Annotated in this window: 24 protein-coding genes and 1 riboswitch; of the genes, 16 read left to right on the forward strand and 8 right to left on the reverse strand. The window is 66.1% G+C overall.

Going from position 1 to position 26,693, the window contains the following annotated elements; genetic code table 11:
• Nucleotides 1-4 precede the first annotated feature (4 nt).
• Entirely contained in the window at nt 5-451 is a 447-nt protein-coding gene (locus tag ACGLHR_RS00880; RefSeq protein WP_400091340.1) for a PaaI family thioesterase, read from the forward strand.
• Nucleotides 452-455: 4 nt separating this feature from the next.
• On the opposite strand, the gene ACGLHR_RS00885 is transcribed toward ACGLHR_RS00880, so the two are convergent.
• Together ACGLHR_RS00885 and thiD are read right to left on the reverse strand one after the other, a co-directional pair.
• Complete coding sequence (locus ACGLHR_RS00885; protein ID WP_318234681.1) at nt 456-896, reverse strand: PGDYG domain-containing protein; 441 nt, start codon at nt 894-896, stop codon at nt 456-458.
• Between the two features lie 262 nt (nt 897-1,158).
• Nucleotides 1,159-1,989 carry a bifunctional hydroxymethylpyrimidine kinase/phosphomethylpyrimidine kinase gene (gene thiD, locus ACGLHR_RS00890; RefSeq protein WP_318234682.1) on the reverse strand — a complete coding sequence of 277 codons (831 nt, stop codon included), beginning with the start codon at nt 1,987-1,989 and terminating at the stop codon, nt 1,159-1,161.
• Between the two features lie 73 nt (nt 1,990-2,062).
• A riboswitch (S-adenosyl-L-homocysteine riboswitch) is annotated at nt 2,063-2,143 on the forward strand.
• Nucleotides 2,144-2,273: 130 nt separating this feature from the next.
• On the opposite strand from thiD, the gene ahcY reads away from it, so the two are divergent.
• The 5 genes from ahcY to ACGLHR_RS00915 all read left to right on the forward strand — a co-directional run bounded on the left by ahcY (nt 2,274) and on the right by ACGLHR_RS00915 (nt 6,279).
• Nucleotides 2,274-3,707: an adenosylhomocysteinase gene (ahcY, locus tag ACGLHR_RS00895; protein WP_400091343.1), complete on the forward strand. Its 1,434-nt coding sequence runs from the start codon at nt 2,274-2,276 to the stop codon at nt 3,705-3,707.
• 144 nt (nt 3,708-3,851) lie between these two features.
• Entirely contained in the window at nt 3,852-4,205 is a 354-nt protein-coding gene (locus ACGLHR_RS00900) for a phage holin family protein (protein ID WP_150989950.1), read from the forward strand.
• 62 nt (nt 4,206-4,267) lie between these two features.
• Nucleotides 4,268-5,098 carry a methylenetetrahydrofolate reductase [NAD(P)H] gene (gene metF / locus ACGLHR_RS00905; protein WP_267605274.1) on the forward strand — a complete coding sequence of 277 codons (831 nt, stop codon included), beginning with the start codon at nt 4,268-4,270 and terminating at the stop codon, nt 5,096-5,098.
• A 23-nt stretch (nt 5,099-5,121) separates the two neighbouring features.
• Nucleotides 5,122-5,484, forward strand: a complete 363-nt coding sequence (locus ACGLHR_RS00910) for a TfoX/Sxy family protein (protein ID WP_400091345.1) — start codon at nt 5,122-5,124, stop codon at nt 5,482-5,484.
• A gap of 39 nt (nt 5,485-5,523) precedes the next feature.
• A complete protein-coding gene (locus tag ACGLHR_RS00915) occupies nt 5,524-6,279 on the forward strand; it encodes a Mut7-C RNAse domain-containing protein (protein WP_400091348.1) in 756 nt (251 codons plus the stop codon).
• Between the two features lie 838 nt (nt 6,280-7,117).
• Here the strand turns inward: ACGLHR_RS00915 and ACGLHR_RS00920 are convergent.
• Nucleotides 7,118-7,669 (reverse strand): 5-formyltetrahydrofolate cyclo-ligase, encoded by a 552-nt coding sequence (locus ACGLHR_RS00920; RefSeq protein WP_400091483.1) that lies wholly within the window; start codon nt 7,667-7,669, stop codon nt 7,118-7,120.
• Between the two features lie 153 nt (nt 7,670-7,822).
• Between ACGLHR_RS00920 and ACGLHR_RS00925 the strand changes: the two genes are divergently transcribed.
• The 4 genes from ACGLHR_RS00925 to ACGLHR_RS00940 all read left to right on the forward strand — a co-directional run bounded on the left by ACGLHR_RS00925 (nt 7,823) and on the right by ACGLHR_RS00940 (nt 13,042).
• Nucleotides 7,823-9,775 (forward strand): transglycosylase SLT domain-containing protein, encoded by a 1,953-nt coding sequence (locus tag ACGLHR_RS00925; RefSeq protein ID WP_400091350.1) that lies wholly within the window; start codon nt 7,823-7,825, stop codon nt 9,773-9,775.
• Between the two features lie 105 nt (nt 9,776-9,880).
• On the forward strand, nt 9,881-10,906 hold the full coding sequence (locus tag ACGLHR_RS00930) for a complex I NDUFA9 subunit family protein (RefSeq protein WP_400091352.1): 1,026 nt from the start codon (nt 9,881-9,883) through the stop codon (nt 10,904-10,906).
• Nucleotides 10,907-11,108: 202 nt separating this feature from the next.
• Entirely contained in the window at nt 11,109-11,798 is a 690-nt protein-coding gene (locus tag ACGLHR_RS00935) for a glutathione S-transferase family protein (RefSeq protein ID WP_400091353.1), read from the forward strand.
• An 8-nt stretch (nt 11,799-11,806) separates the two neighbouring features.
• The gene (locus tag ACGLHR_RS00940) at nt 11,807-13,042 is read left to right on the forward strand and encodes a multifunctional CCA addition/repair protein (protein WP_400091354.1); all 1,236 of its coding nucleotides are present in this window, start codon (nt 11,807-11,809) and stop codon (nt 13,040-13,042) included.
• Nucleotides 13,043-13,779: 737 nt separating this feature from the next.
• On the opposite strand, the gene ACGLHR_RS00945 is transcribed toward ACGLHR_RS00940, so the two are convergent.
• Nucleotides 13,780-13,974, reverse strand: a complete 195-nt coding sequence (locus tag ACGLHR_RS00945) for a DUF2905 domain-containing protein (RefSeq protein WP_267605280.1) — start codon at nt 13,972-13,974, stop codon at nt 13,780-13,782.
• Nucleotides 13,975-14,017: 43 nt separating this feature from the next.
• Nucleotides 14,018-15,226, reverse strand: coding sequence for a class I SAM-dependent methyltransferase (locus ACGLHR_RS00950; protein ID WP_400091356.1), 1,209 nt, complete (start codon nt 15,224-15,226; stop codon nt 14,018-14,020).
• Nucleotides 15,227-15,241: 15 nt separating this feature from the next.
• Here ACGLHR_RS00950 and ACGLHR_RS00955 point away from each other — a divergent pair, with 15 nt between their 5' ends.
• The 3 genes from ACGLHR_RS00955 (at nt 15,242) to ttcA (ending at nt 17,651) form a co-directional block, all read left to right on the forward strand.
• On the forward strand, nt 15,242-16,069 hold the full coding sequence (locus ACGLHR_RS00955) for an SDR family oxidoreductase (protein ID WP_400091357.1): 828 nt from the start codon (nt 15,242-15,244) through the stop codon (nt 16,067-16,069).
• Nucleotides 16,070-16,137: 68 nt separating this feature from the next.
• The gene (locus ACGLHR_RS00960; protein ID WP_400091359.1) at nt 16,138-16,539 is read left to right on the forward strand and encodes a dihydroneopterin aldolase; all 402 of its coding nucleotides are present in this window, start codon (nt 16,138-16,140) and stop codon (nt 16,537-16,539) included.
• A 170-nt stretch (nt 16,540-16,709) separates the two neighbouring features.
• Nucleotides 16,710-17,651, forward strand: a complete 942-nt coding sequence (gene ttcA / locus ACGLHR_RS00965; RefSeq protein ID WP_400091361.1) for a tRNA 2-thiocytidine(32) synthetase TtcA — start codon at nt 16,710-16,712, stop codon at nt 17,649-17,651.
• Nucleotides 17,652-17,669: 18 nt separating this feature from the next.
• On the opposite strand, the gene ACGLHR_RS00970 is transcribed toward ttcA, so the two are convergent.
• Nucleotides 17,670-18,536 carry a DUF6279 family lipoprotein gene (locus ACGLHR_RS00970; RefSeq protein ID WP_400091362.1) on the reverse strand — a complete coding sequence of 289 codons (867 nt, stop codon included), beginning with the start codon at nt 18,534-18,536 and terminating at the stop codon, nt 17,670-17,672.
• A 257-nt stretch (nt 18,537-18,793) separates the two neighbouring features.
• Between ACGLHR_RS00970 and glmU the strand changes: the two genes are divergently transcribed.
• Nucleotides 18,794-20,155, forward strand: a complete 1,362-nt coding sequence (gene glmU / locus ACGLHR_RS00975; RefSeq protein ID WP_400091363.1) for a bifunctional UDP-N-acetylglucosamine diphosphorylase/glucosamine-1-phosphate N-acetyltransferase GlmU — start codon at nt 18,794-18,796, stop codon at nt 20,153-20,155.
• A gap of 120 nt (nt 20,156-20,275) precedes the next feature.
• Entirely contained in the window at nt 20,276-22,114 is a 1,839-nt protein-coding gene (gene glmS / locus ACGLHR_RS00980; protein ID WP_400091364.1) for a glutamine--fructose-6-phosphate transaminase (isomerizing), read from the forward strand.
• Between the two features lie 550 nt (nt 22,115-22,664).
• On the opposite strand, the gene ACGLHR_RS00985 is transcribed toward glmS, so the two are convergent.
• A complete protein-coding gene (locus tag ACGLHR_RS00985; RefSeq protein WP_400091366.1) occupies nt 22,665-24,098 on the reverse strand; it encodes an HDOD domain-containing protein in 1,434 nt (477 codons plus the stop codon).
• Nucleotides 24,099-24,106: 8 nt separating this feature from the next.
• The gene (locus tag ACGLHR_RS00990) at nt 24,107-25,888 is read right to left on the reverse strand and encodes a putative bifunctional diguanylate cyclase/phosphodiesterase (protein ID WP_400091367.1); all 1,782 of its coding nucleotides are present in this window, start codon (nt 25,886-25,888) and stop codon (nt 24,107-24,109) included.
• Nucleotides 25,889-26,211: 323 nt separating this feature from the next.
• Between ACGLHR_RS00990 and ACGLHR_RS00995 the strand changes: the two genes are divergently transcribed.
• Nucleotides 26,212-26,631 carry a hotdog fold thioesterase gene (locus ACGLHR_RS00995; protein ID WP_400091369.1) on the forward strand — a complete coding sequence of 140 codons (420 nt, stop codon included), beginning with the start codon at nt 26,212-26,214 and terminating at the stop codon, nt 26,629-26,631.
• The last annotated feature ends 62 nt before the right edge of the window (nt 26,632-26,693 follow it).

Genomic DNA, 26,693 nt, shown 5'->3' on the forward strand with positions numbered 1-26,693 from the left:
TGTTTTGGAAAGCACCGCTCAGATTGTCCCGGTGGCGCCGGGCACGCCCGAGAAGCCCTATTTCGGCATCGACATCCCGCTGATGCGTCATCTCGGCCTGCAGCCCGTGCAGATGGAAGAAGGCCTGTGCTGCACGCGCCTGCCGGCCAGCCCGTTCCTGGTCAATAGCCGGGGCGACGTGCACGGCGGCACCTTGATGGCTACGCTGGATTTCACGCTCAGTGGCGCCGCGCGCTCGCACGCGCCGCTGGAAACCGGCGTGATCACCATCGATATGTCCACGCACTTCCTCGCCGCCGCGCGGGGCGAGCTGCACCTGGAAGCGCGTTGCATGCGGCGAGGGGCGCGCATCGCGTTTTGCGAGGGCGAAGTGAAGAACGCCGCTGGTGAAGTGGTTTGCGTGGCGCGCGCGGCGTTCAAGCTGGTGCAGCTGAGCAGCGGCGGGAACTGAAGCTTCAGGCCTGGCTCGGTGCCGGCCGGTAGACCTGCGCGAAGCGGGCCTGCTGGACGATGCCGTAGTCGTTCGGCGCGTACTGCATCAGCCAGTCGCCGGCCGCGCCGTGCAGCACGTCGCCTCCGGCGGAGCGGGCGATGCTGAAGGCTTCGTCCATGCGTCTGGCCAGCACCACGCCAGGGATGTTCTGGTAGGCGCCGTCCTGGCCGTGCGTGCCGGCTTGCAGGGGTTCGTACTTGGGGTCGAAGCGCTCGCGGGATACGACCCAGCGGTCGCCGGTGGAGCCGGTGATGATCGCGTCGCCGGGTTGGTAGCGGTTGGGGCCTTCGAGGCTGATGAGTTCGCCGGGTTCTTTGGCGAAGGCCACCTGGACTACTTCGTGTTTTTGGTAGAGGGCGGCAGCGGGGTCGGTGCGCAGGTCGATATGGGCTAGGGTAGGCATGGCGTGGCGGATGTCAGGCTGGGGCGCAAATCATACCGCTGGTTCGCTCGCGCTCCCACTTGTGGGAGAGGGGCTGGGGGAGAGGGCGGGCGCTCGATATGCCGTCGTGCTGGGACAAAAAACCGAGGGCTTCGCTTCAAGTGGCTCCTAAGCCACCCCTCTCCCCAGCCCTCTCCCCCTGAGGGGAGAGGGAGCGACAGCCGTCGTCATGGCGCGCGGCTTTGGCCGGTTCGGCGGCTTCGTCCGGTGCCGCTGGCTTGCTTCACCCCAGCACCCGCGGCGCAAAGCCGTGATTCAGCGGTCCGTTGCCCGCCCCAAGCGCAAAATCCGCGCCCGCCACAATCGCATCGGCCACGAAATCCAGCGCCACCTCCACCGCATCTTTCAGCGCATCGCCCCGCGCCAGCTGGGCGGCAATGGCCGCCGCCAGCGTGCAGCCTGTGCCATGCAGGTTACGGGTGTCGACCCGCTGATGTGAAAACACGCGCACGGTGCCGTCTGCGCCCAGCAGCAGGTCGTCCAGCCCGGCATCCGCAGGATCCAGGTGCCCACCTTTGAGCAGTACCGCCGGGCAGCCCAGCGCGACCAGGTCGCGTGCGGCCTGCTCCATTTCGTCGCGCCGGGTGATCTTGCGGCCCAGCAAATAGGAGGCCTCAGGCAGGTTGGGCGTGACCAGCACGGCGCGCGGGAACAGCAGGCGCACCATGGCCTGGGTGGTGGCGTCGTCGGCCAGGGTGGCGCCGGAGGTGGAGATCATCACCGGGTCCACCACCAGCTGGCGGATGCCATGGCGGTCCACCGCGGCGGCTACCGCTTCGACGATGGCGGCCGTGCCCAGCATGCCCGTCTTGGCCGCATCCACGCCGATATCGCTGGCAACCGCGTCGATCTGGGCCGCCACCATGTCGGCCGGGATGGCGTGCACGCCGGACACGCCGAGCGTGTTCTGCGCCGTGATGGCGGTGATCGCGCTCATGCCGAAGCAGCCCAGCGCGGCAAAGGTCTTGAGATCGGCCTGGATGCCGGCGCCGCCGCCGGAATCGGAGCCGGCGATGGTCAGGGTGCGCGGGGGGCGGTGTGTCGTCTGGGTCATGTATCGGACGGGCGGCAAATAAAAATCGTGTGGGTGGCAATGCGCGGCGCCTTTTGGCAGGCTACAATACCGCCACTCCGAGGAGCGTTGCAACGAATGGGCCTTATTGTGCCATTCGCCAGGCTCGGACTGTCTTCAACGGCGCTCGCTGATCCGTGGCACACACGGAGGCGAGTCGACCTATCCGCCCGTTATGCAATGGCCTTGGTTTTCACCATCCTTGCATGGCGCGGCCGTATTTCCCCGCACTCGTCCTTCGTCGCCACTCTTCATCGGAGTGAAACATGAACGCAGTGACTGAACTGAAGAACGATTACCTCGTGGCCGACCTGGGCCTCGCCGGCTGGGGCCGCAAGGAAATCGCCATTGCCGAAACCGAAATGCCCGGCCTGATGGCCATCCGCGACGAGTACGCCGCTGCCCAGCCCCTGAAGGGCGCGCGCATCGCCGGCTCGCTGCACATGACCATCCAGACCGCCGTGCTGATCGAAACGCTGGTGGCGCTCGGCGCCGATGTGCGCTGGGCTTCGTGCAACATCTTCTCCACCCAGGACCACGCTGCCGCGGCCATCGCGGTTTCCGGCACGCCGGTGTTCGCCTTCAAGGGCGAATCGCTGAAGGAATACTGGGACTTCACCCACCGCATCTTCGACTGGAAGGATGGCGGCACCCCGAACATGATCCTGGACGACGGCGGCGATGCCACGCTGCTGCTGCACCTGGGCGCCCGCGCCGAGAAGGATGCATCGCTGATCGCCAACCCGGGCAGCGAGGAAGAGACCTTCCTGTTCGCTGCGATCAAGGAAAAGCTGGCCAAGGACCCGTCCTGGTACAGCCGTAACCTGGACGCCATCAAGGGCGTGACCGAGGAAACCACCACCGGCGTGCACCGCCTGTACCAGATGGCGCAAAAGGGCGAGCTCAAGTTCCCCGCCATCAACGTCAACGACTCGGTGACCAAGAGCAAGTTCGACAACCTGTATGGCTGCCGTGAATCGCTGGTGGACGGCATCAAGCGCGCCACCGACGTGATGATCGCCGGCAAGGTTGCGCTGGTGGCCGGCTACGGCGACGTGGGCAAGGGCAGCGCGCAGGCACTGCGTGCCCTGTCGGCCCAGGTGTGGGTGACCGAAGTCGACCCGATCTGCGCACTGCAGGCCGCGATGGAAGGCTACCGCGTGGTGACCATGGAATACGCTGCCGACAAGGCTGACATCTTCGTCACCTGCACCGGCAACTACCACGTCATCACCCATGACCACATGGCCAAGATGAAGGACCAGGCCATCGTCTGCAACATCGGCCACTTCGACAACGAGATCGACATCGCCTCGCTGGAAAAGTACGAGTGGGACGAGATCAAGCCGCAGGTCGACCACGTGGTCTTCCCGGCAGTTGGCGACCAACCCAGCAAGAAGATCATCATCCTGGCCAAGGGCCGCCTGGTGAACCTGGGCTGCGGCACGGGCCACCCGTCGTACGTGATGAGCAGCTCGTTCGCCAACCAGACCATCGCCCAGATCGAACTGTGGCAGGAACGTGAAAGCGGCAAGTACCCGGTCGGCGTCTACACGCTGCCCAAGCACCTGGACGAGAAGGTCGCGCGCCTGCAGCTCAAGAAGCTGAACGCGCAACTGTCAGAGCTGACCGAGCAGCAAGCAGCCTATATCGGCGTGAAGAAGGAAGGCCCGTACAAGGCCGATCACTACCGTTATTGATTCGCTGATCAGCGGTTGATCTGCAATTGATCTTTGTTTGATCCGTTTCCGATCGACCGCCAGCTCGTCAACCCGCGGCGCCCGCGCGCCGCGGGCGTCCTGCCCTGAATCCGTTATCCGTCTTGCCCAAGCGAAGGAGCCGTCATGAGATTGTTGGCCGTCTGGATCATCAACGCCGCCGCGCTGTTCCTGGTGGGTAGCCTGATCGATGGGATTCATCTTGGCGGCTTCGGCTCGGCCATGATCGCGGCGCTGGTGCTTGGCCTGGTGAACACCTTGATCCGCCCGATCCTGGTGATCCTTACCCTGCCGGTGACGCTGCTGACGCTTGGCCTGTTTATCTTCGTGATCAACGCGCTGCTGTTCCTGTTCGTGGGCAAGCTGCTGGCCGGTTTCGTGGTCACCGGCTTTGGCGCGGCCCTGCTCGGCTCGATCCTCTACAGCGTGATTTCCTGGGCACTGTCGAGCGTGCTGCTCGGCGAACGCCGCAGCGCCTGACGCCGTCCGGCGTCCCATGCCAATTTTTCAGCGCGCCGCGCCATAGGCGGCGCGCCACCATCATGCAAGACCGCTACTTCAGCTTTGAATTCTTCCCGCCCAAGACGGCGGAGGGCGCCGAGAAGCTGCGCAACACGCGTGCGCAGCTCGCTCCGCTGCAGCCCAAGTTCATCTCGGTGACCTTCGGCGCCGGCGGCACCACCCAGCAGGGCACGCTGGATGCCGTGCTGGAGATCCAGCGCGAAGGCATCGAGGCCGCGCCGCACCTGTCGTGCGTGGGATCCTCGCGCGAGAGCATCCGCGATATCCTCAAGACCTACCGCGAGGGCGGCATCCGCCACATCGTCGCGCTGCGCGGCGACATGCCGTCGGGCATGGGCGAGATCGGCGAGTTCCGCTATGCCAACGAGCTGGTGGCGTTCATCCGCGCCGAGACCGGCGACTGGTTCAACATCGAGGTGGCGGCCTATCCCGAGTACCATCCGCAGGCCAAGTCGCCCCGCCACGATCTCGAGAATTTCGTGCGCAAGGTCAAGGCTGGCGCCGACTCGGCCATCACCCAGTACTTCTTCAACGCCGACGCGTACTTCCGCTTTGTCGACGACGTGCGTGCCATGGGCGTGGACGTGCCGATCGTGCCGGGTATCATGCCGATCACCAATTCCTCGCAGCTGATGCGCTTCTCCGAGATGTGCGGCGCCGAAGTGCCGCGCTGGGTGGCCAAGCGCCTGGAAGGCTTCGGCGACGACCGCGAGTCGATCCGCGCCTTTGGCCTGGACGTGGTCACCGCGCTGTGCGAGCGCCTGCTCGCGGCCGGCGTGCCGGGGCTGCATTTCTATACGCTCAACACGGCCAGCGCCACCAAGGCCATCTGGCAACGCCTGAAGCTCTAAGGCACCTGCTTGCCCGAAGCGCGATGCCCGCCCGCCGCCCCGACCCTTTCATCGACCACCTGCTCGAACTGATGGGGCCGCTGGCGGCGCGCATCGGGCCCATCACCGCGCGCCGCATGTTTGGCGGCCACGCGCTGTACTACGACGGCCTGGTGTTCGCGCTGGTGCTGGGCGGGCGCTGCTTCCTGAAGGTGGACGACAAGACGCGCGGCCGCTTCGAGGCCGAGGGCGGCGAGCCGTTTCGCTACAGCCGTAACGGACGCGAGATCTCCATGCTGCATTACCTGAGCGCGCCACCGGCCTGCCTGGAATCGGCCGAGGCCATGACCAGCTGGGCACGGCTGTCGGTGGAATCCACGCTGCGGCTGGCCAACCAGGCCGGCTGAACGGCTGAAACGCCGCTACGCAGTGGCATACTTTGGCCCATGGCCACCGTCACCGCCACGTTTCGTTTCTACGAGGAACTGAACGATTTCCTGCCGCGCGCGCAGCGCGGCCGGGATTGCGTATGCGCCTGCGCGCGCGCCGCCACCGTCAAGCACATGATCGAGGCGCTGGGCGTGCCGCACACCGAGGTCGAGCTGATCCTGGTGAACGGCGAGTCATGCGGCTTCGAGCGCCTGTTGCAGGATGGCGACCGCGTCTCGGTCTATCCCCGCTTCGAAGCCTTCGACATCACACCGCTGCTGCGCGTGCGCGCCGAGCCGCTGCGCACCACGCGCTTCGTTGCCGACGCTCACCTGGGCGGGCTGGCGCACCTGCTGCGCCTGACCGGCTTCGACACCCTCTACGACAACCACTACGCCGATAGCGAGATCGAGGCCATCGCCATGCGCGAGGGCCGCATCGTGCTCACGCGGGACCGCGAGCTGCTCAAGCGGCGGGGGGTCACCCATGGCTGCTACGTGCGCGCCATCAAGGCCACGCCGCAACTGCGGGAGATCTTCGCGCGGCTCGACCTGGCCCGCAGCGCGCGACCGTTCTCGCTGTGCCTGGACTGCAATGTGCCGCTGCAACGGATCGACAAGGCCGAGGTGGACGGGCGCGTGCCGGCGGGCGTGTTTGCGCGGCAGGATCGTTTCGTGACGTGCGGTTGCTGCCAGCGAGTGTTTTGGGAGGGGTCGCATTGGCGGCATATGCGGGATCTGGTGGATGAGTTGGTGCCTGGGGGAGGTTTTTAGTTGGGTGCTGTTTGTGTTTGTTTGAGCGGCGATGGCTCTTGGACCCAACAGCCGTACGACATCCCCCTGCGGGGGCTGCCGGTCACTCTTCTTTGCGTCGGCAAAGAAGACTAACGAGAAGAAAGCCGACCCTGCCGGGGGCAGAGCCATCGCGAGTGCGCAGGACGCTGGTTTCGTCGTACGGCCGCAGTACTGCTGACATCTGCCGTTACCGGCTCGTAGGGCATCGCAATGGCATGACCCATGGGTTTCGTCGTGGGGCCCCCGGTAGCGGAATCCTTGCCCATTCGCCAATCTGCCGTTACCGGTGCGAAGCACCACGACACGTCGCCCGTCAATGGTTTCGTGGTGGGGCGGGCGCGGTGGTCAAGGTCTTGGGCATATCAATGCGGTGCCACCGCGCCCACGACGGAACCGGTGCGCTTGCAACTTCGTGGCCGGCCATGCCGCGAGCGACAGACGGCTTGCAACAAGTGATGTCTGCTACCGGGGGGCGCACCGTGAATCCCGGAGGCTGGCAGGTTCGTGGCCGGTCAAGCCGGTATCGGCAGAAGCCCGCCGGCACTCTGGGCCGTACGACGAAACCATCGAGATTCGAAAGCCATATTGCTCTGCTCCCGGCAGGGCGGCTTTCTTCTCGTTAGTCTTCTTTGCCGCGCAAAGAAGAGTGACCGGCAGCCCCCGCAGGGGGATGTCGTACGGCTTTTGGGTGCAAAAACCAACGCCGATCAAAGAAACAGCGACCAACCTCGCAGGTCGTACGGGCTTTTGGGTGCAAACGCCAACACCAATCAAAGAAACAGCGACCAACCCCGCAACGGGATGTATCACCAATCCCTCAAAACACCCCCCCCTCACTAACCACCCAATCCATCGGCAAATCATGGTCCTGCGGCACCAGCGCAATCCGGCAGGCCTCATGCCCGATGCCGATCGCCACCGGCGCGTTCCCCCCGGCAGCCAGCGCCGCCAGCGTGCGGTCATAGAATCCGCCGCCATATCCCAGGCGGAACTTATCCCCGCTGAAACCGACACATGGAATCAGCAGGACGTCAGGCTGCAAGGGCGGCGTGCCGTCCGGCACCGGAATGCCGTAATGCCCGGCAACCATCGGCGTAGCCGGCTCCCACAGGTGGAAATCCAGCGGCGCGCCCGGCCGGCTCACCACCGGCAGGGCCGCTTGGCGCCCGGGGGCGCCGGCCAGCCAGCGCGAGACCACGCCACGGGCGTCGAACTCCTGCTGGATTGGCCAGTAGAAGCCAAGGCGATGCACGGGCAGGCGCTCCAGTAGTGCGGCCAGCGCGGCTTCGATGCCGGCGTCGGCGGCGCTGCGCTGCGCCAAGGCGCCGCGCAGCGCCAGCAGCTGGCGCCGCAGCGCCGCTCGCTGCATGCCGGGATCAGGCTTTCCGGACTCGCCGGAGGGGCTGCGAACGTCGTCGCTGGGCATGGCTGCGTGGGATAATGTCTGTAGTTGACCAAACATTGCACGGTCGGATGCGCGCCCTCGAAAGGTGTTGTCCGGCCGTCACAACAAGGAAGAAGAATGCCGAAGGGAGTATATCCGCAGCGTGCGGCCAAGGCCGCCCTGGCGGCGATCGCGTGCGCACTGCTTGCCACGCCGGTATTTGCGCAGAAACGGCCCCAGCCGCAGCCCCAATCGCAGTCGCTCGCCATCCCGAGCGACCCCGACGACGCTTTCGTGGCGCTGCGCGACGCCGCGCGCAAGAACGACGTGGCACGCACCGACGCCATCTCGGCCACGCTGGTGGACTACCCGATCTCGTCTTACGTCGAGTACTTCCGCATCAAGCCGCAGATGTTCGATGCCAGCGGCCTGGCCCGCATCGATGCCCCCGACGACCAGGTGCGCGCCTTCCTGCAGCGCTACAAGGGCGAGGCCATTGCCGACCGCATGCGCAATGACTGGCTGCTGGTGCTGGGCAAGAAGCGCGACTGGGCCAAGTTCGATGCCGAATACCCGCAGTTCGTGCTCAAGGACGATACGCAGGTCGAGTGCTACGCGCTGCTGTCGCGCGCGCTCAAGGGCCAGAACGTGGCGGCGGATGCACGCGTGGCGCTGAGCGATCCACGCTACTACGGCGAAGGTTGTGTCGACCTGATCGGCTACCTGGCCCAAAGCAAGCAGATCGAGCCGAGCGACGCGGCCTTCCAGGCACGCCAGGCGCTGGAGCAGAACTATGTGACGCTGGCCGGGCGCATCGCCGCCACCGTGCCCGACGCGCGCGGCGACAGCGACGCCCTCGCCACCGTGGTCAAGATGGCGCGCAACGATCCCTCCCAGGCCGCGGCCTACCTCAGCGCCAACGCCGGCAGCCTGTCGCGCGAGGAGCAGGGCGCTGGCTGGGGCGTGATCGGCCAGTTTGCCGCCAAGAAGCTCGCGCCCGAGGCGGCCGGCTACTACCGCCGCCAGATGGACCTGGGCGGCAACCAGTGGCTGTCAGACGAAACGCAGGAGTGGCGCGTGCGCGCCGCGCTGCGCCAGGGCGACTGGAAGCAGGTGCGCCAGGCGGTGGAGCTGATGCGCCCCGAGCTGCGCGCCAAGGACCCGGCCTGGACGTACTGGTACGGCCGCGCGCTCAAGGCGGACAACCGCGGCGCCGAGGCCGAGAAACAGTTCCAGTCGATTGCCGGCCAGTTCAACTTCTATGGCCAGCTGGCTAGCGAGGAACTGGGCAATCGCATCGTGTTGCCGGCACGCACGGCGGTCAGCGATGCCGAGGTCAATGCCATGCGCACCCGCCCGGGCTTCCTGCGCGCGCAGAAGCTCTATGACCTGAACCTGCGCTTCGAGGGCAACCGCGAATGGAATTGGGAGCTGCGCGGCATGACCGACCGCCAACTGCTGGCCGCTGCCGACTACGCCCGCCGCATCGAGCTGCTGGACCGCGCCGTGAACACGGCCGACCGCACCCAGGCCGAGCACGACTTCTCGCTGCGCTTCCTGATGCCGTACCGCGACATCATGCAGCGCGCCACCGATGACGTGGGCCTGGACATGGCGTGGGCCTATGGCCTGGTGCGCCAGGAATCGCGCTTCATCATGAACGCGCGCTCCTCGGCGGGGGCCCACGGCCTGATGCAGGTGATGCCGGCGACCGCCAAGTGGGTGGCGCGCAAGATCGGCATGAGCGATTTCTCGCCCTCGATGATGAGCGATCCCAATATCAACATCCAGCTCGGCACCAACTACATGAGCATGGTGCTTACCGACCTGGACAGCTCCTGGACGCTGGCGTCGGCCGCCTACAACGCTGGCCCGGGCCGTCCCAAGAACTGGCGCTCCAGTTTGCCGCGCGCGGTCGAGGGTGCGATCTTCGCCGAGACCATTCCGTTCTCGGAGACCCGGACCTACGTGAAGAATGTACTGTCGAACGCCACGTACTATGCTGCATTGATGAGCGGCCGGCCGCAGTCGCTCAAGGATCGCCTGGGCGTGGTGTCGCCGTCGCAGGTCACCACGACCAGCCTGCCCTGAGGTTTTAACGCCTTAGAGGCAGCGCGGTCTGCAGGCCGATGCGGCAGCCGGCGCGTGCTCCAGCCCTGGAGCGTGCGCCAGTCGTCCCATGCCACGGAGAGATCCATGCAGACCAGCAACGTTCTAGTGATCGGAGGGGCCGGCTTTCTCGGCAGCCACCTGGTGGCCCGGCTGGCGGGCGTTGCCACCGCGTCGGCCACGCCGCTGGAGCCGGGCACCGTCGTGGAGCCGCCTCTCGACCCCGAGCGGATCGTGGTCGCCACCCGCGACGCCGAGCATGCGCAGCACCTGCTGCTGTTGCCGCGCGTCGAGGTGATCGAGCTGGACGTGAGAAACGATGTCGCGCTGAATGCCGCCATCGGCACGCTGGGCACCGACGGCATCGTGGTCAACCTGGTCGGCATTCTCCACGGCGAACGCGCCGAGCCCTACGGCGCTGCCTTTGCCGCGGCGCACGTGGACCTGCCGCGGCGCATCGTCGAGGCCTGCCGCAGCACCGGCGTGCGCAGGCTGTTGCACATGAGCGCGCTGGGCGCCGACAGTGCCGGCCCGTCGATGTACCTGCGCAGCAAGGGCGACGGCGAGCGCGTGGTGCGCGAGAGCGCTCTGGACTGGACCATCTTCCGTCCGTCCGTGATATTTGGCCCCGACGACCATTTCCTCAATCTGTTCGCCCATATGCAGGAACTGGCGCCGGTGGTGCCGCTCGCCTGCGCGCAAGCCAGGTTCCAGCCGGTGTACGTGCAGGACGTGGCGCAGGCCATGGTCAACGCCATGGCGACCCCGGCCACCATCGGCCGCGCCTACGACCTGGCGGGGCCGCAGGTCTATACGCTAGAGGAGCTGGTGCGTTTTGCGGGCCGCGCCAGCGGGCACCCGCGCCCGGTCCTGCACCTGCCCGACGCCCTGGCCCGCGTGCAGGCAGCCATCCTCGAACATATGCCGGGCGCGCCGGTAATGACGCGCGACAACCTGGACTCCATGCGGCTCGACAATGTCATGCACGGGACGATTGCGCCGGAGCTTGGGCTGCGCCAGCCGGTGGGGCTGGAGGTGGTGATGACCGATGTGCTGGCGGGCCGTGGGCACGAGAGCGTCATGCTGGGACTGCGGCGCAGCGGGTATCGTTGAGCCGCAGGCAGGGCCGGGTCGGCCCGGTTCGGCCTTGCGCTTGTGACCTGGATTCACATCGCTGCGAGCGTAATTCGCTGGAGGCGCTCTGCGCGGCTGGCTACAATGGTTCGTTCGCCGGCATGTGGTTCCGCCCGCACGCTTCGCGCTGCGGCTTGCCCCGGCGGCTCCCTCCCCCCACGTTTCCTGCAAGGATTTTGCGATGAAGCTCGTCATCGGCAACAAGAATTACTCTTCCTGGTCGCTGCGCCCCTGGTTGCTGATGCGGCAGGCGGGCATTGCGTTCGAGGAGGTCAAGGTGCGCTTGTTCGTGGCCGGATTTGACGAAGCGATTGCCCGGCACTCGCCCGCTGGCAAGGTGCCGGTGCTGGTCGATGGCGATATCTCCGTGTGGGACTCGCTGTCGATCGCCGAATACCTGGCCGAGGCCTTTCCCGAGAAGCAGCTCTGGCCGGCCGACCGTGCCGAGCGCGCGCACGCGCGCTCGATCTGCGCGGAGATGCATTCGGGCTTCGGCAACCTGCGCAGCCAATTGCCGATGAACGTCACCGCGGTGCTGCCCGGCATGGGCTGGAACGTAGCGGTACAGCGCGACGTGGACCGTGTCGCCGAGATCTGGTCAGGCCTGCGCGCACGCCACGCTGGCGCCGGCCCGTTCCTGTTCGGCACGTTCACCATCGCCGACGCATTTTTCGCGCCTGTGGTCAGCCGCTTTGCCACCTACGGCATCCACCTGCCCGAGGCCGCCAAGCAATATGCGGACTTTATCCTGGCGCTGCCGGCCATGCAGGCATGGATCGCCGATGCCCATGAAGAGCGCGATTTTCTCGCCTCCGACGAGCCCTATCGCCTCGTCCCCGATCGCGCCGACGCGGTCGTGATCAACCATTGAGCTCGTCCATGCAGGTGTACGCCGTAGGCGGAGCTATCCGCGACGCCCTGCTGGGCTTGTCGAGCCAGGACCGCGACTACGTGGTGGTGGGCGCAACCCCGGCCGAGATGGAAGCCGAAGGCTACAAGCCGGTAGGCAAGGATTTCCCCGTCTTCCTCCATCCCAGGACCCGGGAGGAATACGCGCTGGCCCGCACCGAGCGCAAGACCGCGGCGGGCTACAAGGGCTTTTCGTTCTATTGCGCGCCGGACGTGACGCTGGAAGACGACCTGGTGCGGCGCGACCTCACCATCAACGCCATGGCGCAAGCGGTGGGCGATGACGGCGCGCTCACCGGCCCCGTGATCGATCCCTACGGCGGGCAGCCCGACCTAGCCGCACGGCTGTTCCGCCATGTGTCGGACGCTTTCGCCGAAGACCCGGTGCGGATCCTGCGCGTGGCGCGCTTCGCCGCGCGTTTTGTCGATTTCACGGTAGCCCCGGAGACGCTGGTGCTGATGCGCCGGATGGTGGAAGCCGGCGAGGTCGATGCGCTGGTGGCTGAGCGCGTCTGGCAGGAACTCGCGCGCGGCCTGATGGAGGCGCGGCCCTCCCGCATGTTCGAGGTGCTGCGCGAATGCGGCGCGCTGGCGCGGCTGCTGCCCGAGCTGGACCGGCTATGGGGCGTGCCGCAGCGGGCCGATTACCACCCGGAGGTGGATACCGGCGTGCATGTGATGATGGTGGTGGATACCGCCGCCGCGATGGGCGTCTCGCTGCCGGTGCGCTTTGCCGCGCTGGTGCATGACCTGGGCAAGGGCACCACGCCTGAGGATGTGCTGCCGCGCCATCTCGGCCACGAGCAGCGCAGCGTGGAATTGCTGGAGGCGGTTTGCAAGCGGTTGCGCGTGCCGACCGAGTGCCGTGACCTGGCGGTGGTGGTGGCGCGCGAGCACGGCAATATCCATCGCTCCGAGGCGTTTGGCGCTGCCGCGCTGACGCGTTTGCTGGAGCGGTGCGATGCCCTGCGCAAGCCGGCGCGGTTTGCCGAAGCGCTGCAGGCTTGCGAGGCGGATGCGCGGGGGCGGCTTGGGTTTGAGGACCGGGCGTATCCGCAGACGGCGCGGCTGTTGATGGCGTTGGAGGCGGCGGCTTCGGTGGATGCGGGGGCGGTGGCGCGGGAATGCGCTGGTAATCCTGGCCTGATCAAGGATCGGGTGCATGCGGCGCGGGTGGCGGCGGTGGAGACGCGGCTCGCGGAGTAGGGGGCTTGTCGTGCTGGAGCAAACCGTTGGCTTCGGTGTTCGTGGCTCCTAGCCAAACCACCCCTCTCCCCAGCCCTCCCCCCATGAGGGGAGAGGGAGGAAACACTGTCGTCGTTCCAGGCGGCTTTGGCGCATCCTGTCAGCTTTGGCACCCGGGGCTTGCGCGTTTGCGCCGGCCCGTGGTGTTCAAATCCCAACAGGGTGCTCCCCCCTCCCGCCTGGCGGGAGAGCAACCGTGTCAAGTGGGGTCGGGGGAGAGGGCGGGCGTTGGATGTGGCGTTGGCCTGCTTGACGTCAAAAGGTCAAAAGCTCAACGGCTTAAAGTCAAAGGCAGTTTCACCTCCCCTGCGGGGAGGCGACCTACTTTCTTGTCTCGCCAAGAAAGTAGGCAAAGAAGGCGACCCGGATGGGGCGAAAGACTCCTCGTCGTCAGGCAAAAAGAGCGGCCGGGGGCCAAACTCACATCGCCTTAAGGCGATGCTCAAACATGGCCCCCTCTTTTCCGCTCTTTTTGCCTGCCGACGAGGCGCCCCATAACGGGAGATGAAAACCTTGACGGCTCGCTGCGCATCGCGGGCGGGTGATTTCCGCCTGGCCGGCGGAAATCACGGCTACACCGATTGGTTCTCTATTCCAGTCGGTTTGCTCCCCTCTCCCACTTGTGGGAGAGGGGCCGGGGGAGAGGGCGGGCGGTCGCAGAGGCGATATCCGCCACCATGCCGCGGCGTCCTCAGGCGCTAGAACAACTTCCCAATCACCAACGCCACCATCGACAACAGAATCGTCGAAGCAAACGGCAACACGAACTCCCGCCCGAACAACCGAAACCGCAAATCCCCCGGCAGCCGACCCAGCCCCAGCTTCTGCAGCCAGGGTAGCGCCGACGACAGCACGACGACGGCGAGGAAGATGGTGAAAGTCCAGCGCAACATGGCGGCGTGCCTAGAGGGTAAGGGGTGGGATGCGGTGGCAGGACTATAGCGCGTGGCTGCGATCGCCGCGTGCGAAGCCTGCCAGCGGCAGCGCCGCATCGAAGTCGCGGGTCAGCGCGATGACCTTGAACAGTTCGCCCATCTCGGCCTCCGACAGCAGCTTTTGCACTGCGTTGGCGGCGGGCAGGAAGTTGCGCGTGTCGTTGGGGTCCAGCGCCATCAGCAGTTCGGTGATGCCGGCATTCATCAGGAAGCGCGCCTGCGAGGCGAAGCCGGCCACCGTCAGCCCGGCATCTGCCGCGGCGTGGGCGATGCCGCTGAAGTTGACGTGGGCGGTGATGTCCTGCAGGCCGGGGTAGAGGAAGGGGTCCGGGTGGGCGTGATGGCGGTAGTGGCACATCAGCGTGCCGCCGACGCGCTGCGGATGGTAGTACTCGGCGGCGGGGAAACCGTAGTCGATCAGGAACACCGCCCCGCGCGTGAGCATCGTGCCCACCGCCCGCATGAAGCCTTCGGCCTCGGCGTGGGTTTCGGTGACGATATCGTGGTCGCCGGCCACGGCGTGCAGCGCCGCGGGCAGGGCATCTGCCGCCAGGGGGCGGTCGGAGAAGACAAAGGCGGCGTCCGCTGCGTCCGCTTGATCGGCATCGTCATCCCGGCGGGCTACGCCGCGCTCCAGCCAGCGGCCATGGCTGCGGGCGAACAGCCGCACCGGCATGGCGTCCAGCACTTCGTTGCCGACCACGATCCCCTCGAAATGCTCGGGCAGCGTATCCAGCCAGGCGACGCGCGGGGCCAGGTGCGGCGCGCGGGCGGCCAGCGTGGCCTGCTGGCGCGCGCGCAGCTCGCCGGAGAGCTCGACGATGGCGTAGCGCTCGGGCAACTGGCCTTCCTGCTCCAGGGCCAGCAGCAGGTCGGCGGCGAGCCGGCCGGTGCCGGCGCCGAATTCCAGGGCCTGCGACAGGCCTTGCGCCAGCAGGGGCGCGAACTGGCGCGCGAGTGTACGGGCGAAATACGGGCTGAGCTCGGGGGCGGTGATGAAGTCGCTGCCATCGCGCGCGTCGCGGCCGAACTTGGCGGCGCCGCCGCTGTAGTAGCCCAGCCCGGGCGCATATAGCGCAAGCGCCATATAGCGGTCGAAACCGAGCCAGCCGCCCGCGTCGTCGATAGCCTGGCCGATGTGCGCGGTCAGCGCGGCGGATGCCGACAGTGCGTCGGCGGGGGGAAGGGGTAAACTAATGCCTTTGTGCATACCGCGATTGTAGCAATGCCAGCCTCCGAATCCCCTGACTCCGCATCGCCTGCCGGCGCTACCGCCGCCGCAGCCTCCGCTACCCCCGCGCGCGGCATCGCGCTTGTCACCGGCGCCGCGCGCCGGCTCGGGCGCGTGATCGCGCTGGAACTGGCCGAGCGCGGCTGGGACGTGGCGGTACACTGCCACCGCTCGCTGGCCGAGGCCGAGGCGCTGGCCGAACAGATCCGCGCCGGCGGACGGCGCGCCGCCGTGCTGCAGGCCGACCTGGCCGACGAGGCGTCCACCGCCACGCTGATCAAGGCCTGCACCGATGCGCTGGGCGTGCCGACCTGCCTGGTCAACAATGCCTCGCTGTTCCAGTACGACGTGGCCACCAGCTTTTCCTATGCCTCGCTCGATACGCATATGCGCACCAATGTCGCCGCGCCGCTGCTGCTCGCGCGGGAAATGCACCGTGCCATGTCGGACACGGAGCGCGGCGTGGTCATCAACCTGCTCGACCAGAAGCTGGATAACCTGAATCCGGACTTCCTGTCGTACACGCTGTCCAAGGCGGCGCTGCAGACGGCCACCGTGCAACTGGCCCAGGCACTGGGACCCAAGCTGCGCGTGGTGGGCGTGGCGCCCGGCATCACTATGGTCTCGGGCGACCAGTCCAGCCCGGGCTTCCGGCGCGCCCACCGCATGACGCCGCTGGGGCAGTCGTCCACGCCGGAAGACATCGCGCAGGCGGTGGCCTACCTGGCCGAGGCGCGCGCCGTGACCGGCACCACGCTTTACGTCGACGGCGGCCAGCACCTGATGCCGCTGGCGCGCGACGTGATGTTCCTGACCGAATAATCGAATAACGTACCGGCGCGCGCCATGACCGCGCGTGCCTTCTCCTTCTTTTTCCTCTCCCCCCCATCATGACCATGCTCGCCGCCCTCACACACCCCAGCCTGCAAGACTGCCGCCGCATGTTCTTGCGCAACTACGAAGTGCAGATCAATATCGGCGTGCACGAATTCGAGAAAAAGGGCGAACAGCGCGTGCTGATCAATATTGACCTGTTCGTGCCGCTGGCCCAGAGCACGCCGCAGGACGACAAGCTGCAGGAAGTGGTGGACTACGACTTCATGCGCAATACGGTGGCCGCGCGCATGGCGCAGGGCCACGTCCACCTGCAGGAAACCCTGTGCGACGACGTGGCGCGCGCCATGCTCAAGCACCCCAAGGTGCGCGCCGTGCGCGTATCGACCGAAAAGCCGGACGTCTATCCGGACTGCGATTCGGTCGGCGTCGAGGTGTTCCACATCAAGAGCGAGTAAGTTAGTCAGTGCCTTAGTCAGTGAGCTAGTTGCTCTGGCAGGCCACCGGCGCAGGGTGGCGGCTCACGGTAAAATGCGGGGTTCTCCGGCCCCGGCAGCTCGCATGTGATGCAACTGCCGCATTGCGCGCCGCTTTGCCTTTGCTTTGCCGTACCCATCGCCCCATCGCCATGACCGCCACCACGCATTCCAAGAACTTCTTCCGCCTGGAGACCTATCTCCAGTCGCAGACGGGCCGCGCCATCGGCGATTTCAAGATGATCGAGGATGGCGACACGGTGCTGGTGTGCCTAAGCGGCGGCAAGGACTCGTACACCATGCTGTCGGTGCTGATGGCGCTGCAAAAACGCGCGCCGGTCAAGTTCAAGCTGATCGCGATGAACCTGGACCAGAAGCAGCCGGGCTTTCCCGCGCACATCCTGCCCGCCTACCTGAAATCGGTGGGGGTGGAGTACGTGATCGTCGACGCGGATACCTATTCCATCGTCAAGGAGAAGGTGCCCGAGGGCAAGACCACCTGCTCGCTGTGCTCGCGCCTGCGCCGCGGCGTGATCTACCGTACCGCCAAGGAGCTCGGCGCCAACAAGATCGCGCTGGGCCACCATCGTGACGACATCATCCAGACCTTCTTCCTGAACCTGTTCTTTGGCGGCAAGATGAAGGCGATGCCGCCCAAGCTGGCCACCGACGACGGCCAGCACATCGTGATCCGCCCGCTGGCCTATTGCCCTGAAAAGGACATTGCCAGCTACGCGCGCGCCATGGAGTACCCGATCATCCCGTGCAACCTGTGTGGCTCGCAGGAGAACCTGCAGCGCAAGAAGGTCAAGGAGATGGTGTTGGAGTGGGAGCGGACCAATCCGGGGCGCACCGACAATATCTTTGCCGCGCTGCGCAGCGTGGTGCCGTCGCATCTGGCCGATACCGAGCTGTTCGATTTCAACGGGCTGGCAACGGGCCTGGCCAAGGTGGACGAGGCGGCGCTGTTCGGCGAGACCACCTTCTCCCAGCAGCCGCTGGTCTTTGCCGGCGGCATGGAAGAGAACAAGCTGGAATTCGTGCGCTTCGAGAAACCCGCGCCGGCCAATCCGGCGCAGCCTGCCGCCGAATAGGCCACCCGCCGGCCCCCATCAGTTCTCCGCGCGCGCTGGCCGGGCCGCCGCCGCATTGACGGTGCCATCCCGCATCAACGCATTCGCATCCTCGATCCATTTCTGGAAGCGATCCGCGGCGTGCGCCTTCTGCTCCGGCGTGGTCAGGTTGGCAATGGTGGTGGTAAGTGCCAGCCCAGCCTCGTTATTGGCGTCATAACGGGCATTGCGTTCCCGGGTAGGCGGGTTCTGCCAGTGATCGCCAAAGCGCTTTAGCATCTCCACGACCTGGGCCTTGGGCGGATGCTCGGCCTGCACCTGGCGCACCAGCGCCAGCCATTCCTGCTGGCGCTTGACGCGCTCCGCATAGCGCGCCTCGGCGCCTTGCACCACGGGTGCCATGGCGCGGCGGATGGTGGCTTCCTGTTCACTCGAGAAGCGGCCGTAGACCAGCCGCGCGTAGTCCATTATCTTGTCGAACCGGGCTTCCTCGCGGGCGGCCGGGTCGGGGCGCAGGTATTCCTTGCGGTATTTGGCGTTGGCGTCGGCGAACTTCTTCTCCATGCGGGCGATCTGCTCCGGCGTCAGTGTCAGCAACAGGTCGGCCACGTCGGGCATGGAGCGATCGAAGGCGACGCGTGCCAGGCGCTGGGCGTCGTCCTGGATCTTGCCGACCGCGGCTGCGGAGACCGGTTGCTGTACCTCGCTCCTGGCCTGGCGCAGCAGGCCGACGATCTCGGGCAACTGGTCCTTGCGGTGCCAGGCGAAGAAGCGGGCGATGGCGTCGCGGGTGAGGGGTTCCTGGCTGGCGGAGACATCGACGTAGTTGTCGATCCACCAGTAGGCGAGCCGGTCGCCCTGCTGGTAGCCTAGCTTCATGGCATTGCAGGCCGTCAGGGCGACCACGGCTGTGACCAGAAAGAGACGCCGGAGAAGGTCCCCACGCAGGAAGGGAAAGGCGGTCAAACGGCGCAAAACCCCCATGATAGAATCCTTTTCCGCGCGTTTTGGCAGCTGATCGCGCCCGCGATTCCCGGCCGGTGCTGGTTTTGCCGCCGGTTTTGGGGTTCGGGCCAGGATCCTGGCCAACGCTGCTGGCCCCCGGGCTCTCCGAGGGGGTGATTCATACTGTTTGCTGTACACACTCACTTAGGATCCTCCTTGTGAATATCGTCATTCTCGCTGCAGGAATGGGCAAGCGGATGAACTCTGCGCTGCCCAAGGTCCTGCATCCCCTCGCTGGCCGGCCGCTGCTTGCTCATGTGATTGAAACGGCACGCAAATTGTTGCCGACCCGGCTCGTGGTGGTGGTTGGGCATGGCGCCGACCGCGTGCGCGAGGCGGTTGGCGCGCCAGACGTCGCTTTTGCCCTGCAAGCCGAGCAGCTCGGCACCGGCCATGCCGTGGCGCAGGCGCTGCCGCTGCTCGACGACAGCCAGCCGACCCTGGTGCTGTACGGCGATGTACCGCTGACCGAAGCCGCCACGCTGCAGCGCCTGGTGGCCGCGGCCGGCAGCGAGCGCTTCGGCATCCTGACGGTCGCGATGGATGACCCCACAGGCTATGGCCGCATCGTGCGCGACGCGGGCAAGATCGTGCGCATCGTCGAACAAAAGGATGCCAGCGAGCCGCAGCGCGCCATCCGTGAAATCAATACCGGCATCATCCTGGCGCCCACCGGCCCGCTGCGCCGCTGGCTGTCCACCCTGCGCAACGACAACGCCCAGGGTGAGTATTACCTGACCGACGCTGTCGAGCGCGCGGTGGCGGATGGCATGGAAGTGGTTTCCGCACAGCCCGATGCGCTGTGGGAAACGCTGGGCGTCAACAGCAAGGTGCAGCTCGCCGAGCTGGAGCGCATTCATCAGCGCAACCTGGCGCAGCGCCTGCTGGAAGCCGGCGTGACGCTGCTGGATCCGGCGCGCATCGATATCCGCGGCGAGCTCACCTGCGGGCGCGACGTCACCATCGACGTGAACTGCGTGTTCGAAGGCCGCGTGCACCTCGAAGACGGCGCGCATATCGGCGCCAACTGCGTGCTGCGCAACAGCACCGTAGGCGCTGGCGCGCGAGTGCAGCCGTTCTGTCATTTCGAGGATGCCAGCGTTGGCGCGGCCGGCCGCATCGGCCCGTACGCGCGCCTGCGCCCGGGCACGGTGCTGGGCGAGGACGTGCATATCGGCAACTTTGTCGAGGTCAAGAACAGCCAGATCGCCGCGCACAGCAAGGCCAACCACCTTGCCTACGTGGGCGACGCCACGGTCGGCTCGCGCGTCAACATCGGCGCGGGCACCATCACCTGCAACTATGATGGCGCGAACAAGTACCGCACCGTCATCGAGGACGATGTCTTTATCGGTTCCGATACGCAGCTGGTCGCGCCGGTGACCGTGCGCCGCGGCGCCACCATTGGCGCCGGCACCACGCTGACCAAGGAGGCGGCGGCCGACAAGCTGACGCTGTCGCGCTCCAAGCAGATGACGCTCGACGCGTGGCAGCGTCCGGTCAAGCAAGCCAAGAAATAAACCCCGCCACCGTGCGGCCGGGATACGGCCGCACGGCAATGGCAACTCGCGGGAGACGGCATCGCCGTCCTCGCGCCATTCATCCGGTGCGGCCGTGTCCGCGCCCTGTGGGAGAAGAATATGTGCGGCATCGTCGGCGGGGTTTCCTCGCGCAATATCGTTCCTGTCCTGATCGAAGGACTGCGTCGCCTCGAGTACCGTGGCTATGATTCGTGTGGCGTGGCGGTGGTGCGCGACGGCGCGCTCGAGCGCGCCCGCACGGTCTCGCGCGTGGCTGACCTGGACGAGCAGACCCGCGCGTCCGGCCTGTCCGGCATGACCGGCGTGGCGCATACGCGCTGGGCCACGCACGGCAAGCCTGACACCATCAACGCCCACCCGCATTTCTCGGGCGAGTCCATCGCGCTGGTGCACAACGGCATCATCGAGAACTATGAGCCGCTGCGCGAAGAGCTGCGCGCCGCCGGCTACGGCTTCGAGTCGCAGACCGACACTGAAGTGGTGGCCCACCTGATCCACCAGGTCTACACCTACCCGAGCAGCGCCACGCGCGGCGACCTGTTCGCCTCGGTGCGCGCGGTGACCAAGCGCCTGCGCGGCGCCTACGCCATCGCCGTGTTCTCCAAGGACCATCCGGAACGCGTGGTCGGCGCCCGCGCCGGCTCGCCGCTGGTGGTGGCGCTGGGCGACAACGAATCCTTCCTGGCCTCCGACGCGCTGGCCGTGTCGGGTACCGCCAACCGCATCATCTACCTGGAAGAAGGCGACGTGGTGGAGCTCACCCGCGAAGGCGCGACCATCCGCGACGCGCACGACCACCTGGTCGAGCGCGAAGTGCGCGTGGTTGAGACGCACGCCGCGGCGGTGGAGCTGGGCCCGTACCGCCACTTCATGCAGAAGGAAATCTTCGAGCAGCCGCGCGCGCTCGGCGATACGCTGGAAGGCATCGAGGCCATCACGCCGGAACTGTTCGGCGAGACGGCCCAGAGCGTGTTCAGCGAGATCGACAGCGTGCTGATCCTGGCTTGCGGCACCAGCTATTACTCGGGCTGCACCGCCAAGTACTGGCTCGAATCGGTTGCCAAGATCCCGACCCAGGTCGAGGTGGCGAGCGAGTACCGCTACCGCGAGACTGTGCCCAATCCGCGCGCGCTGGTGGTGGTGATCTCGCAGTCCGGCGAGACCGCCGATACCATGGCCGCCCTGCGCCACGCCAAGTCGCTGGGCCACACGCATACCCTGGCGGTGTGCAATGTATCCACCAGCGCCATGGTGCGCGAGACCGAACTGCGCTTCCTGACCCGCGCCGGCACCGAGATCGGCGTGGCGTCGACCAAGGCCTTCACCACCCAGCTCGCCGCGCTGTACATGCTGACCCTGGCGCTGGCCAAGGTACGCGGCAGGCTCACGGCCGAGGCGGAAGCCGCCGCGCTGACCAACCTGCGCCACCTGCCTGTGGCCCTGCACGGCGTGCTGGCGCTGGAGCCGCAGATCATCTCCTGGTCCGAGGACTTTGCCCGCCGCGAAAACGCGCTGTTCCTGGGCCGCGGCCTGCATTACCCCATTGCCCTGGAAGGCGCGCTCAAGCTCAAGGAAATCTCGTATATCCACGCCGAAGCCTATCCGGCCGGCGAGCTCAAGCACGGCCCGCTGGCACTGGTGACCGAGGCCATGCCCGTGGTCACGGTGGCGCCCAACGACGCGCTGCTGGAAAAGCTGAAATCCAACATCCAGGAAGTGCGCGCCCGCGGCGGCCGGCTGTATGTGTTCGCCGACAGCGACACGCACATCCAGTCCACCGAGGGCATCCAGGTGATCCGACTGCCCGAGCACTACGGCGACCTGTCGCCGATCCTGCACGTAGTGCCGCTGCAATTGCTGGCGTACCACACCGCCTGTGCGCGCGGCACCGACGTGGACAAGCCGCGTAACCTGGCCAAGTCGGTCACGGTGGAGTAACGCAAGCGATAGCGATAGCTGCTGCTGCAAGCCGCGCCGCACGGCATGGCCAGGAACGCCTGGCCGGCCGGGCGGCTTGGCCGGCATGGGTAAGCGCGTATTCATGCCAGTTGCCGGTGGAGGGCGCGCGGCCAGATGGCCGGCTTTGCGCCGATACTGGTTTCAGGATGGTCTTTCGGCTCGCCGCACGCTATCGGTGAGTTGCCTACTTTGGTATCGGCCAACGCCGCCGGGGCGCGCCATGCGCTCGTTCACCTCGCTCGCCTCGTTCGCCTCTTTCGTTTGGTGGACTTGAATAGTCCCCGTCAATGGCCAAACATCTCGCACGGCTGTGTTCTCGGCGATTGACGTGCCCGACACAAGGCCTCCTGCAGATCCAGACAAGCAGGAAGACGATAAAACCTAAAACACCAATGCGAATATGCGGGCCAGGTGCTCTAGGCGTCCCGCCGCACGCCTTGCCTCGGGAATGACCGAAGATTGGCTTGCCGGGCGGCTCCTACGCCGCCCAGGATTTTGGGGATAACAATGCCTGTGGCCAGCGCCGCGCCTACCTGTGCTCGGCAGACCGGAGGAAGCTCGCCGAGATCTCCCGCGTGAGCAGGCTGATGGCTTCCATCTCCCCATCGGACAGCCCGCCCGTGCAGGCGGTTGGGCCCCAGTCTCCGCAGATCACGGCGACGCAGCGATTCCTGATCATCACGGGCGCCAGCAGGATGGAGCGGGCATCGGGCATCTGTTCCCGATACCAGCGGGGCACGCGGTGCGCCACCTCTTTGTCAAAGGAGTCTTCGAACAGCAGCGGCTTGTTGCCGATGGTGGCGAAGTGAAAGATATCGGGGACGAATCCTTCCTCGAACGATAGCGCTTCCATCTTCTCGCGCATGCCCTCGCCAAATCCAACCCGTGCGCCGAAGCGCTTGGCCATGGGGTTGAGCAGCATGAGGAAGCAATGCGAGAAATTCAGCGCCTGCATGGTCGATTCGAGCACCAGCGGCGCCAGCTCGGAGACCGGCAGCTCGCTGCCCTCGCGTTGTACCTCCAGCAGGCTTTGCTGAAGGCGCTCGAGGGCATCCTTTGGCTTGCCGGCATTCAGCGCAGGGCTCGCCTGTGCTGTCTCCGGCAACTCGGCATTGGTCATGGAGACGTTCAATGCCTGCGCCTGCCTGACCGCGCATTCGACCGCGGAAGATTGCAACCCCAATGCCTGGGCGTGATCCAGCAGCAGGGACTGCACGACGTCCGCGGGCGCGTCCCTTGCGAGCAGCGCCGCGGCACGCGAGGACACGTCGGCAATGGCACCGAGCCAGTCGGCATGGGATTCCAGGACTGCTTTGGCGTCAAGGCGCTGGCAGCGCATCGAGGTTGCGATCAGGCTGGGCAGCCGCCATTTGGCGGCAGCCGCTGCCGCAATGTCTTCGAGGGTGACGCCCAGCACCTGCTGGCACGCTTGGCCTTCCCGCGCGGGGTCGCCCTCGCACAGGGCCTGGATCCGTTCCCACTCCTCGGCAAAGTAGAAGACCAGAAGCAGGCGGCTCATGTGGTGCATCAACGTGCAAACCACGGCTTCTTCCGCCTGCCTGATGCCTTGCGCGTTGCTCAGCGCGCGCGTGAGCTCGCCGGCGACCAGGGCCTGCCTCAGCTCGATGGAAGCCTGCGGGCGATTGATGGCCACGCCGGAAAAATAGTCCAGCAACTGGACCCCGAGCGTGAGGTGGCTGATCGCTTCTACCCCCAGGACCAGGATGGCGCGCGACACCGTCGTGACTTCCCCCCCGAACGAGCGATACATGGCGGAGTTGGCCAGGCGTATGACCTTCTGCGACAAGCTGAAATCGGAGAGCACGCCCGCGGCCATCTCACCGACGCTGGTGTCGCTGTTCAGCGTCTTGAAGATGTTGTCGATGCAGAACTGCAGCGTGGGGAAATCCCCTTGCTGCGCCATGCGGTTCCATAGTGTCTCGAAGAACGTCTTGTTTGACATGGCGGCGTCTATTTCGAGAACACTTGGGCGCTGCCAAGCTGCAGCATGCCGGCTTGCGCCTGGTCCACGAACTGGGCCGGGCTCATCGCCTTCGCATAGCGCCAGCCCTGCACCAGCTCACAGCCTTGCTCGGCCAGCAACTGGCTTTGCTCGTCGGACTCCACGCCTTCCGCGATGGCCACCAGCCCGAGCTCCCGCGCGAGCGACAGCACGGCAAACACAATGGTCCGCGCATGCGGGGAGTCCATCATGTCGGCCACAAAGCTCTGGTCGATCTTCAGTGCCGAGAGCGGGAAGCGGCGCAGGTAGGACAGGCTGGAGTACCCCGTGCCGAAGTCGTCGACCGCGAACCGCACGCCCAATGCGCGCAACTCCGTCAGCAAGTCTTGCGCCGCTTCGGGGTCGGTCATCAACGCGCCTTCCGTAATTTCCAGGACCAGCCGGTGCGAGCTGATGTCGGCATCCTTGATGGCCCGCCTGACGCTGTCCGCGAAGCCGGGGTGCCTGAACTGCACCGGCGAGACATTGACGGATATGTATCCCACGTCCAGGCCTAGCGCATCCCAGCTTGCCAGTTGCGCGCAAGCGCAACGTAGCGCCCACGCCCCAAGATGGTTGATGAGGCCGTTATGTTCGGCAACCGGGATAAACACACCCGGCGGGACACACCCCGTCGGGTGTTGCCACCGCATCAGCGCCTCGACCGCGCAGACCTTGCCGGAGCCGGGCCACACGATCGGCTGGTAGTGAAGCAGGAACTCGCCGTTCTGGACGGCCTCGAACATGTTCTGTTCGATCCGGAACTGCTCGTCCAGCCGATGCTCCAGCTCCGGCGTGTAGACGCAGTATCGATTCTTGCCCTGCGCCTTGGCGTCATACATGGCCAGATCCGCCCGCTTGAGCAGTTGCGACTCGGGCTGATGGGCCAGCGTGCCAAAGGTGAGGCCCAGGCTGGTGGTGACGCGGATCTGGCAACCGGCCAGGTGAAAAGGCTGCCTGCAGACATGGATCACCTTCTCCACGATGCCGATGGCGGCCGCTTCCGATGCGATCCCGTCCAGCAGCAGCACGAACTCATCGCCGCCCAGCCGAGCGACCATGTCCGTCGGGCGCACGGCGCCAAGCAGCCGCACGCTGACTTGCTTGAGCAAGGCGTCGCCAAATTCATGGCCGAGCGAGTCATTCACCTTCTTGAACCCGTCGAGGTCCATCAAGGCAAGCGCAAATGGCGCCTTTCCCGTGCCATCTTCGGCAAAGTACCCGGCAATGCGTTCGCGCACCATGGCGCGGTTGCCGACGCCGGTGAGCGGATCGCGAAACGACGCCTCGATGAGCCGCTCTTCGTTGTCGACCCAGTCGGTCACGTCGTAGCCAAACAGCAGCAAACTCGGGTTGCCATCCTCGTCGGCATAGCGGCACACGCGCAGGTCCAGCCAGCGGCTTTCGCCGACGCCGCCGGAGAAGCGGATGCGGCTGGTCTTGCAGGGCGCGTCTTGCTCGCAGGCACGCAGCAGCTCGGCGAGCCGCTCACGCTGCTCGAACGAGACGACGTCCAGGATCGAGGATTTAAGAAGGTATTCCCGGGGATAGGCAAGCAGCTGCGCCGAGGCTTCGGTTGCCAGGATGATGTTGCCCGCGTCATCGATCTGCAGGGCAAGCCCGCCCGAAGCCTCGAGCAATGCCCAGGCAGCCCGCGCCGATACCCCGGCGGATAGGAGCGGGTTCCGGTCGGAGGATGGCCATTCAGGGGGCTCGTCCGCTAGAACTGCGTCATACGTAAACGACGTCATGGAACTCTGGTTGAAACTCGGGCCGAATTGAGCGTCTGGTGATCGAACGCCGCCAGCACTGCCGTGCCTGGCTGTCTTGCGCATTAAAGTGATTTTGGATACATGTTACCCATGCTGCGCATGCCAGTTTAACGCTTTACCACGACGTTCGATCACCCGAATGCGTTACCTGGCAAGAGATTGTGGCGCCGTTGCACAGGAGGCCCCCCGATACATCGATGGCCCAAGCCTGGCTGACACGGATTTGCCGGATACTTCCCGCCCCGCGAACGTTCGCGCACTGGTGCCTTAGAATGCAGCACAAACCAGATCGGAGACCGTGCATGCTGTGGAAATCGACCCCCTCCCTGAAAGACCTCCAGGACCGCCACAAGGACACCGCCGTCGAGCAACTCGGCATCGAGTTCACCGAGATCGGCGCGGCTTCGCTCAGTGCACGCATGCCGGTGGACCGCCGCACCGTGCAGCCGTATGGCATCCTGCACGGCGGGGCTTCGGTGGTGCTGGCGGAGACGCTGGGCAGTTGCGCCGCCAGCCTGTGCCTGGATAGCGAGACGCAATATTGTGTCGGGCTCGACATCAATGCCAACCATGTGCGCGCGGCGCGCACCGGCTTTGTGACCGGCACCGCCACGCCGGTGCATATCGGCCGCACCACCCATGTGTGGGCCATCGAGATCCGCAACGACGAAGGCAAGATGGTGTGCGTCTCCCGGATCACCATGTCCATTCTTTCGCGCTGAGCGCCACGGCCCCAAGGCCGGCGTGGCGCGATGTCCCGGTCTTCAGCAAGCGTGCTCCCGGC

The sequence above is a fragment of the Cupriavidus sp. CuC1 genome (assembly GCF_044627735.1).
GTDB classification, from domain to species: Bacteria; Pseudomonadota; Gammaproteobacteria; order Burkholderiales; family Burkholderiaceae; genus Cupriavidus; species Cupriavidus ulmosensis.